Below are 9,391 nucleotides of genomic sequence, written 5' to 3'. Positions count from 1 at the left end.
CAAAAATAGCCAGGGCGCCGTACGCTTCCTGACCTAATCCTATGCTCTTATTGTATATCTTTATTTTATATTTGTCAATCATTTTTATTCCATCGCTTTAACCTTTTCCTCAATAAAATCAATCTCATCTCGTGACAAACCGTATTTTTTATAAAGCTGCTGATCAATCTCTGGAATAGATTGATTCCAGTCAATATCAGAATTAGGAGTAAAATCTTGGAGGGGAACTTTGGCCCATTTATCTCTAGTATTTGCTTGTGTAATTTTTAAAATTCCGAGCATTGTTCTAGCAAATTTTGTTTTCACATATTTCAATGTTGCTTCTGCTTCGTAGTATGTTTCATATGCACCAATGGAAAGAAAAGTTTCCGTAGCCCCTATCAGGGGTTCCCCTATCAGAGGTTCCCCTATCAGAGGTGTAGACAGTACCTCACCTATAGCTCCACTACCATTTGCCTGAGGAATAAACACTTTATACTTATAAAAGCTTTCTGGCGGATTAATATATCTCCTATCAATCCAACAATACACTCTTTTTAAATTAGACAAACCTAAAAATTGAGAATAGTTTTCTCGATCTGCTGGTTTTTGTTCAAAAAATAGTAAATTCTTCAAAATTTTAAAAGCACCTGAGCCAATATCAAATTTATGACCTTTGGACTGGATATTTTCAATTTCAGGATATGTATCTAAAGCTACTTTAGACAACTTATAAACACCACGACCACTAATAATGCTATCTAGGGTATTTTCTCCAACCGCTGATACTTTATGCAAAATATGATTAAGCTCCTCAAAAGAAGTGAAAGTATCAATTGCACCAAATTTTTTTGCCATGTCACGATATGTAATAGCAATACCACCCTTTATATCAGTATTCTGAAATACTTTAGAACTATCCGGTTCAAAGTAAACAACTTTAAGACTTTCATCCGAAAGCATTTTCTTATTCCACGCCTTTGGAGTGCTGCCAGCATTAAAAAGAAAACGAGCTGGGGTTATAAAAGAGACTTTATCAGACAATTTATAAGCTTCTTCCATAAATTCATGATAAATCGGCGGTGCATAAGTCACGTTATCCCCTAATGCAGTATCCTGATACGGTGGATTCCCTATTATCACATCAAATTTAAATTGTTCTGTCATTTCATTTCTCCTCCAAAAGCTTGGGTGACAGCTTCCTGCATGGTTCCATTTTTTGCAGCAGGTGCTAAATCTAAATACTTTAGGTTACGCGTATCGATATGATCAAATTGACCAAATACAAATGTTTTCGCAATATGATAGATAATCTCAGTTGGAGCTGCACCAAAGACCTGATTTTCCAGAATATGCTTGATACGTTCTTGTCCATTTGGAAAGGCTGCTCTGTGAGTCTGACTGTGGTAAAGTTTTTTAGCTACTTCTGTCAGATAAAGTCCTGACTTCACATAAGGATTAAAAAATGTCCTATTTAAATCTTCAAAGATATCGGGATTTTCGGCTTCCAAACTATCTACCATGAGTTTGACGTATTTGCGTGGTGTAAACTTTTGGTTGGTCTTTTGCAAGGGGATATAGTCAAAGATATCCTCTGTCTGGCTGTCATCAAAGTAGTTGGCCAATTTAGACTTGAGACTTAAGAACTCTTGAATGGATTGATTAAAGACAACTTCATCAAAGAGATGTCCCTCATAATGCTTCGTTTCTCCTGTTTCTTCGTCCGTATAATCCCCACCATCTCTCAAGAAACGGAATTGATCTTCTGTAATACCTGTTACCTCTTCAAAAACTTCATCTGGTGCATACTCATCAAAATTTGCCAAGGTCAGATTTTCATCTCCATATGCCATAATAAAACTAGGAATTGTCCGTGAAAAACCACGTAGATGGTCACGAACATCTTGTTCTATGCTAGCTTTTTTACGTTCAGCCTGACGAACTTCCTGCTCCTTAACAGCTGCTTCTTGAGCTTCTGCGAGAGTTGTTGATAGATCAGACATCAGGTCTGTCTGCAGTTCTTGAAAAGCAGTAGATAGGTCTACTTCCTCTGCAACTAAAATAGCTGCTCTTTCCTGCTCTGTTATGGCTTCATTTAGTTTTTCTTCATAATTTCTCTTGATTTCAGCTTGCTTATGATCGAAAGACAAATATTTTTCTTTTACTTCTTGCTCAACATGGTTTTGCATTGTCTTTTGCATGCGATCAATATCCGATTTATGGACATTTTCAAATTGATTTTTGACAGTTTCTAAATCTGGCCGTATCGTTTTAACAGCTGTATCAGCTACCTGATTAATAAACTTTTCTGCAGAGTCTATATCCATTTTCTCAATATTGGTACGAAGAGCATCCGTCACTTCTACAACCTTTTCATCCCCAAAGATTGCCTCTGTTTTATTGATAACAATTTTATCAGATATTTGAACATTACCATTTTCATCAGTTTCTATGGCACCTGTATCAATTGTTTTATTTTTCTTTTTATCTTCCTTGGCCGGTTCAAGCTGGTTTAAGGTCTCTTGCACAATAGGCGGAGCTTGAAAAATTGAAGAAATATTAGCAAATAGAAAATTGCTCATAAAGCCATGACGAACCACCTCAGTAGCTTTGAGTTTATGAGGAATCGTTAGAACTTTTTCCGCATCTAACTCAATCATTTTCCCATCGCTATCTTCGCCAATTACAGGTAGGAAATTAAGGAGATTTTGAATATTGGCCTTACGTTCTTGACTAGTGCCAGCACCATTGACTGTTGATTTCTTAAGGTTATTAGCAAATTCATCAAAAAGAATCAAGGTGCGTTCTGGTGCAAAATCAAAAACATAAGCGTTTTCTTTACGTTTTAGATTTCCTTCTTCATCTTCAAAACTATAGGCATTCTGCGCCCGAAAAGCCGCCTGCATATAAACAGAAGGGGATTTAATATTGGAAAGCATCAGCACTGCCGTCCAAGGCTTAACAGTAACTCCTGTTGTCAGCTGACCAACAGATAAAGTAATGGTTTTATCATTTTCTTCGATAGCTTTCAAAACACGCGCAAAGCTTGCTTCATTAGCTTGAATGTCTTCTGTTTCATTATCTCCTTTACCATTTCCAGCAGCAATCACAACTTCATATTCTTTAAAGATTGGATGATTTTTGAGTAATTTGGCAAGTGCTTTTGCCGAAGCTACACGATTAAGAAGCCAAAAAGTGTGTTTGAGCTCATCTCGTAATTCTGATGTTGAAAAAGGATATTTCTCATTATGGGTTAAAGCATCTAAAAACTTAACAACATCCGCTTCATAAATAAATTTGCCACTTTCATTGACAGCAAAAAATTCGTTGAGGTCAAAATAATAGGGAATTTCTTCATCATTAACTTGAGTCCCTTGATTTACTCTATCTGTCATCATGCTAGATAGTTGATAAGTAAATAAATTAAGTGTTGGTAAATCTTCGTAAGGATTATTACTATCTTCCGACCAAGTTTCCTTAGCGGTCTGTTCATCTTCATAAGACCATGTGTAGACTTGCTCTTCTGTAAATTTATCAGAAGCCAATGCTTTGAAAGGTGTTCCAGAAAGGTGTAATGTCCATTTGCGACTTAAACGGTTAAAAGCCTTATCTGTTTTGAATGTATCAATTCCCTCATGAGCTTCATCAATAACTAGCAAATCCCAATTTGTATCTGCTACCCATTTAAGCTTATCATACGGTCCATCACCAAAATACTTAGATCCCTTTAAATCTTGTAACGATATAAAAGCAATCTGATTGTAATCAGAGTGATCTTGTACCATTGATACAAATTCACTACGACTAAGCGTAGAACGATTTTTTAAGGAATCTGTCTCACTGACAAATAAATAGTTCGTCTGCCAGCCAATAAATTTTTCATAGTCGTCAAACCATGAATTTGCAATAGCTGGACGATTTGTTACAATCAAAACATTTACGGCATCAAGTTTACGTGCTAAATCATAGGTCGCTAGTGTCTTACCAAAACGAGGTTTCGCATTCCAAAGAAATTCTTTACCACCCTTATCAAAGTAAGACTTTGCTTGAAGCACTGCATTAGCTTGTTCATTTCTAAGCTGATACAGGTGACCTTCTCCTGATTTATCTGCAAAATCTTTGGTTACAAAATCTTTATAAAGTTTTAAGGCATTATCAGGAGTTCCATTAAAATAAAACCATTCATTACTGGCATACTTTGTTTCACGCTTAATACCCCGTTTTTGAATAAAACTATGAAAATCATGATCTGTAAAAAATTCACCATCAATATTTCGAGCAGACTTTACCCATAGTTTATGATATTGTCCAAAAACTTTTGGGCCAGGCTGTTCTTGAATGCGTATATCCTCATTTTCTCGTTCTGTATATCCAATTTTGACCCATCCTTGAACATCTTTTGCTTCTAGCGGTAATGTATAAGCATAAATTTTTGGAAAAACTGTCCTGCTAGTTTTAATAGTTGTTCTTTTATTCATTACCTACTCCATCTCCTCTTTAAACACATGTAAAATATCTACAATTTTGTATTTTTTTGCTTCACCAACATGTTCATCTTCGAATAGGCTCAACTGTCCCTCTACTTCAAATAAGTCAAGCTGCTCATCGTCAGACTCTTCTTCAAACAAGCTAGAATATGTAAATGGTATACGTTCAACTTGCGATGGATAACCTTTTACTCTTTTCCATTCAGAAAACATAATAAGTTTTCCATCAGGTCTTAGTCTCATTAAAGTATTGCCCCAAACAATGTTCTTTTGAATAATAAAATAAGCTGCTTTGTATAAATTTGTTGACTTACCGACACTATGGTTATGGTTCTCGTGAAAGGTAATAAATGTATTTAGGAGATTTTGCCTCGCGTAATAAAGATTGTCTTCTAGTAATTCAATCCCGTAAATAGATGCTAAAGCAAATAATGATTTTGTTTTCCAATAACGTCTATCATATTGCTTTGTAACGCTCTCCAACTTTCTTTCTAAAATAGCTGTTAAAAAGGCACCTTCACCTGCCGCAGGCTCTAGGAAAGTTGCATAAATATCGTCGGTTTGTTTTTTTACTTGATCCAACATTAAGTTGACGATCCAAGGAGGGGTAAAGACTTCCCCATGTTTTTGGACACGTTCTTTACTTTTTATTAGTTTTCCGTTCATGCTCCACTTTTTCCGTAAAAAGCAAGAGACTGTTGGGATTCCTTTGTTATGAATATAACAAAGGAGGCTAGCCTCGCTTCTTGTTTTAATTTAAAATTGTAATTTTATTTTACCATATTTGTTAGAGGTGAAAAAGGCTACTTCATCATCATTTCCCAAATAATCCTATGAAAGCCATTTGACTTTGCCAGCTCTTTTGTATACACTTAATATATACAAAAGAACTTAGGGGTGATTTTCATGGCAACAGTAAAAGCGAGAAAGGTTGGGAATTCTATGACTGTGACGATTCCAAAGGATCTAAAGGTAAAAGAAGGCACTGAGTTCTCTGTTTACAGAGGGGTTGATGATGTGATTGTTCTGGCACCAAAGCTTGCTAATCCTTTTGATGGCAAGACTGATTTAGCCATGTCCGACGATTTTGAAGGGATGGCTTTGCTGGATCATGAAGTCTAACTATATTCCCCAGAAACAAGATTTGGTCTGGATAGATTTTGACCCTTCAACAGGCAAGGAAATTCAAAAACGCCGCCCTGCCCTAGTCATCTCCAGTCAAAACTACGCTAAACAGACTGGGTTTGTGGCTGTTTGTCCCATCACCCATGGGCAAAAGAAACTGAAAGCACAAAATCTTCTTGTTGAGGTCCATCATCCAGAGATAGATGGCGCTATCAACCCTTTTCAACTTTACACCTTTGACTATCGTGCCCGCAACATTCAAAAAGTCGGACAGCTGGACACTTGGGCTTTTCAAAAAGTGGCACAGCTTTATCCCTACATTTTTGAAGATTTAAAGGGCTAATTCTGCATCAAAAAAGAGAGTGGGACAAAAATCGGTAAATCGTCATGAAATGGCGATTTCGATTTTGTTGTCCCACCTCCGCACAGTTTATTAGGATGGCCGCTATCACTTGCGTAGCAAGGGATAAGGACTTCCAATAAACCACTGCGTTAATATGTGATACTTCATAAATTGAAAGAGTTTGAGACTTTTGTCCCAAACTCTTTTGTTTTGCTGTTATTCTTATAACAAATAGTCATCTCCCGACTTCAGTCGTTTGATCTGTCTTTTGAGCGACTGATTCTCCTGCTCTAAACTATTTAGGGTTTCTACGATTTCATCAAGAAAAATATCGACTTCTTCTTGGTCGTAGCCTCGAAATTTTACGGAAAATAACTTTTCTTTGATTTGCTGCGATGTGACCATTCCTGCCCTTTCTAATATTCCGTCACTTCCCTGCGGTCATGGACATTGCTTTTTTTGCCCTGGCGGGCTTCCAGCACTTTATTGACATCGTCCGGCGTCACGCCTGTTTCAACCAGCATGACGGCCAAATGGTAGAGGACATCGGCTGTTTCATTGGCGATTTCTTCTTTGTCTGCATTTTTGGCACCGATAACAACTTCGGTGGCTTCTTCACCAACCTTTTTTAAAATCTTGTCCAGACCCTTGTCAAAAAGGTAGTTGGTGTAAGACCCTTCTTTTGGGTGCTGTTTGCGATCCAGCGCTTCTTTGTATAAGGTTTCTAACATAATTAAGATGTGAGATTGTCTAAAAAACGACCGAATTTTAGGAAATTATCGGAAAATCCTGATTTCCAGATAATTTATCTAAATTCCGAGCTTTTAGCTCAAACTCAATTCCTTTCTTTTGATTTTTTGAAAAATAGCAGAGCTTATTTTTCATCTTCTCCTTCACTGTAAATCTCATTGAAAAAGCAAGAATAGGCTCCTGTATGACAGGCTGCGCCGACTTGTTCAACGGAGATGAGCAGGGTGTCTTGGTCGCAGTCTGTTTTGATGGATTTGATATATTGGTAATGACCGCTGGTTGCTCCCTTATGCCAGAGTTCCTGCCGCGAGCGGCTCCAATAGTGCATCTGCTTGGTTTTGAGGGTCAGCTGATAGCTTTCCTCATTCATATAAGCTAGCATAAGAACCTGTCCTGTCACATGATCCGTCACGATAACAGGAATCAGTCCGCCCTGCTTAGTAAAATCAAGTTGAATATCTGTCATAAGCGCACCTCAATTCCTGCTGCTGCCATGGCTTGCTTGGTATCTGCGACAGCAACTTCTCCATAGTGAAAAATAGAGGCTGCCAAGGCTCCAGTCGCTGGGGTTTTCTCAAAAACTTCCACCATGTGGGTAATGTTTCCTGCACCGCCTGAGGCAATGATAGGGACATCTGCCACCGCTGCGACTGCATTTAGCATGTCCAAATCAAAGCCTGATTTGGTGCCGTCCTTGTCCATAGAGGTCAGAAGAATCTCACCCGCACCCAAACTAACAGCTTCTTTGACCCAGTCAATCAGATCCCTGCCTGTGTCCTTGCGGCCGCCAGCCACATAGACATGCCAACTGCCGTCAGCCTGCTTCTTGGCATCAATGGCCACCACCACACATTGGCTGCCAAATTTTTCAGCACAGTCTGCGATGAGCTGCGGATTGGCCACAGCCGAAGAATTGACTGCAACCTTATCAGCGCCAGCCTTGAGCATCTTATTCATGTCCTCAGCCGAGCGAATACCGCCGCCGACGGTAAAGGGAATAAAGACTTGATCTGCCACGCGCCGCACCATATCTACTGTGGTTTCGCGATTGTCAGAGGTCGCCGTGATATCTAGGAAGACTAGTTCGTCACAGCCCGCTTGGTAGTAAGCACGCGCCGAATCTACTGGATCACCGACATCGGTCAGATTGACAAAATTAACCCCCTTGACCACGCGCCCGTCCTTGACATCAAGGCAGGGAATAATTCGTTTTTTCAGCATGTTTATCCTCCAAAATTTTTTAACTCGTCCAGCGTGATATTGCCGTTATAGTAGGCCTTACCGACAATGATACCCGCTACGCCGATTTCTTGGAGCTTGGTTAAATTACTAAGTTCTGCAATGCCGCCAGAGGCGATAACCTTGGCAGTCGTCAACTCAGCAACTAACCGCTCATAATGGTCAAAATTGGGACCGGTCAGCGTGCCGTCTCGGTCAACATCGGTGTAGACAAAGAGCTTGACTCCCATTCTTTCCATTTCCTTGGCCAAGCTGATGTAGTCAACCGTGCTGGTCGCGAGCCACCCTTCAGTAGCAACATAACCGTCCTTGGCATCAATGCCAATGACAATCTTATCTGCCCCAAACTTATCCAGTGCAGCCTTGACAAAAGCGGGATTTTTAACAGCCATAGATCCGATGATGACACGGTCAATACCGACATTGAGATAGTCCTCAATCTGCTCCAACGTACGAATGCCGCCGCCAACTTCAACACCAAGGCCTGTCGCCACTTTCAGCGCTGCAATGAGATCGCGATTGGTCGCCTGACCGTCCAGAGCTCCATCAAGATCCACAACGTGAATGAAGTCAATACCCGCGTCTGCAAAAATGCGTGCCTGACCCAGCACATCAGGATTAACCACTGTCTGCTGGTTAAAATCACCTTTGAAAAGGCGGACAGCCTGACCGTCTTTAATGTCAATAGCAGGAAGAATCTGCATAATTAAGATACCAAGAGCGTTAAGAAAGCAAGAAGAAAATAGGAAACTGACGATATGGCTTTAGTCACTAGACAGTTTATCTTTTTCACGACGCTTTTAGCTCGGGTTCAGTTCAGAAGATACCTGAATGAACCGTCCTTTCTAATTTATTTTCATCAATCACACAAGCTCACAAATTTTTTGAGAATGCCCAGTCCGACAGTTCCTGATTTTTCGGGGTGAAACTGGGCGCCATAGACATTGTCCTTGTGAATCATGGCGGGTACTTGGATAGAATAGTCAGCTACTACATCAATATATGCTTCGGGGACATCTGTAAAATAGCTGTGCACGAAATAGACTGCCTGATCCTGCAAGCCAGCTGTCAGCGGCGACTCCTGCTTGACCTGTAAATCATTCCAACCCATATGGGGTACTGGAAAACCATTCTTGGCTGGGATTTCACGCGTCGCACCTGGAATGAAGCCTAGGCCAGACGTTTCACGATGCTCCAGACCTGTTTCGGTCAGCAATTGCATGCCCAGACAAATTCCTAGAAGCGGTGTGCCCTTGGCAACGGCCTTTTTAATAGTGGATACTAGCCCTCGTTTTTCCAACTCGGCCATTGCTGCAGGATAGGCTCCTACTCCCGGCAAAATCAAGCCAGAAGCTGCTAAAATCTTTTGCGGGTCAGCTGACAGTTCAGCCTCAACACCGATCTTATCCAAGGCACGCGAGACATTAGCCGTATTGCCGGCATCATAATCAATGACTATCATTTTCAT

Annotated in this window: 11 protein-coding genes; 2 read left to right on the top strand and 9 right to left on the bottom strand. The window is 40.0% G+C overall.

Annotated features, from left to right (window positions below; all coding sequences use genetic code 11):
* Positions 1 to 84: 84 nt before the first annotated feature.
* Genes SCSH_RS08720 through SCSH_RS08710 form a run of 3 tightly spaced genes read right to left on the bottom strand, consistent with a single transcriptional unit; the run spans position 85 to position 5,132 of the window.
* Positions 85 to 1,146: an Eco57I restriction-modification methylase domain-containing protein gene (locus tag SCSH_RS08720; protein WP_057491503.1), complete on the bottom strand. Its 1,062-nt coding sequence runs from the start codon at positions 1,144 to 1,146 to the stop codon at positions 85 to 87.
* The gene (locus SCSH_RS08715) at positions 1,143 to 4,457 is read right to left on the bottom strand and encodes a DEAD/DEAH box helicase (protein WP_057491502.1); all 3,315 of its coding nucleotides are present in this window, start codon (positions 4,455 to 4,457) and stop codon (positions 1,143 to 1,145) included. Before SCSH_RS08715 ends, SCSH_RS08720 begins: the two co-directional genes overlap by 4 nt.
* 3 nt (positions 4,458 to 4,460) lie before the next feature.
* A complete protein-coding gene (locus SCSH_RS08710) occupies positions 4,461 to 5,132 on the bottom strand; it encodes an N-6 DNA methylase (protein WP_057491501.1) in 672 nt (223 codons plus the stop codon).
* A 240-nt stretch (positions 5,133 to 5,372) separates the two neighbouring features.
* On the opposite strand from SCSH_RS08710, the gene mazE reads away from it, so the two are divergent.
* Positions 5,373 to 5,588, top strand: a complete 216-nt coding sequence (gene mazE, locus SCSH_RS08705; RefSeq protein ID WP_057491500.1) for a type II toxin-antitoxin system PemI/MazE family antitoxin — start codon at positions 5,373 to 5,375, stop codon at positions 5,586 to 5,588.
* Positions 5,578 to 5,934 carry a type II toxin-antitoxin system PemK/MazF family toxin gene (locus tag SCSH_RS08700; RefSeq protein ID WP_057491499.1) on the top strand — a complete coding sequence of 119 codons (357 nt, stop codon included), beginning with the start codon at positions 5,578 to 5,580 and terminating at the stop codon, positions 5,932 to 5,934. The genes mazE and SCSH_RS08700 overlap by 11 nt, the downstream gene beginning before the upstream one ends.
* A 222-nt stretch (positions 5,935 to 6,156) precedes the next feature.
* Here SCSH_RS08700 and SCSH_RS08695 read toward each other — a convergent pair whose 3' ends face one another.
* From SCSH_RS08695 to hisH, 6 genes are all read right to left on the bottom strand, one after another.
* On the bottom strand, positions 6,157 to 6,339 hold the full coding sequence (locus SCSH_RS08695) for a DivIVA domain-containing protein (protein ID WP_057491498.1): 183 nt from the start codon (positions 6,337 to 6,339) through the stop codon (positions 6,157 to 6,159).
* Between the two features lie 11 nt (positions 6,340 to 6,350).
* Positions 6,351 to 6,665 (bottom strand): phosphoribosyl-ATP diphosphatase, encoded by a 315-nt coding sequence (gene hisE, locus SCSH_RS08690; protein WP_057491497.1) that lies wholly within the window; start codon positions 6,663 to 6,665, stop codon positions 6,351 to 6,353.
* Positions 6,666 to 6,808: 143 nt separating this feature from the next.
* Entirely contained in the window at positions 6,809 to 7,150 is a 342-nt protein-coding gene (gene hisI / locus SCSH_RS08685) for a phosphoribosyl-AMP cyclohydrolase (protein ID WP_057491496.1), read from the bottom strand.
* Positions 7,147 to 7,905, bottom strand: a complete 759-nt coding sequence (hisF, locus tag SCSH_RS08680) for an imidazole glycerol phosphate synthase subunit HisF (protein ID WP_057491495.1) — start codon at positions 7,903 to 7,905, stop codon at positions 7,147 to 7,149. The genes hisI and hisF overlap by 4 nt, the downstream gene beginning before the upstream one ends.
* 2 nt (positions 7,906 to 7,907) lie before the next feature.
* Positions 7,908 to 8,627: a 1-(5-phosphoribosyl)-5-[(5-phosphoribosylamino)methylideneamino]imidazole-4-carboxamide isomerase gene (gene hisA, locus SCSH_RS08675; protein ID WP_057491494.1), complete on the bottom strand. Its 720-nt coding sequence runs from the start codon at positions 8,625 to 8,627 to the stop codon at positions 7,908 to 7,910.
* Between the two features lie 155 nt (positions 8,628 to 8,782).
* On the bottom strand, positions 8,783 to 9,391 hold the full coding sequence (hisH, locus tag SCSH_RS08670; protein ID WP_057491493.1) for an imidazole glycerol phosphate synthase subunit HisH: 609 nt from the start codon (positions 9,389 to 9,391) through the stop codon (positions 8,783 to 8,785).

Source organism: Streptococcus orisasini, from assembly GCF_001431045.1.
Taxonomy (GTDB): Bacteria; Bacillota; Bacilli; order Lactobacillales; family Streptococcaceae; genus Streptococcus; species Streptococcus orisasini.
This window is presented reverse-complemented; position numbering and strand designations above follow the sequence as displayed.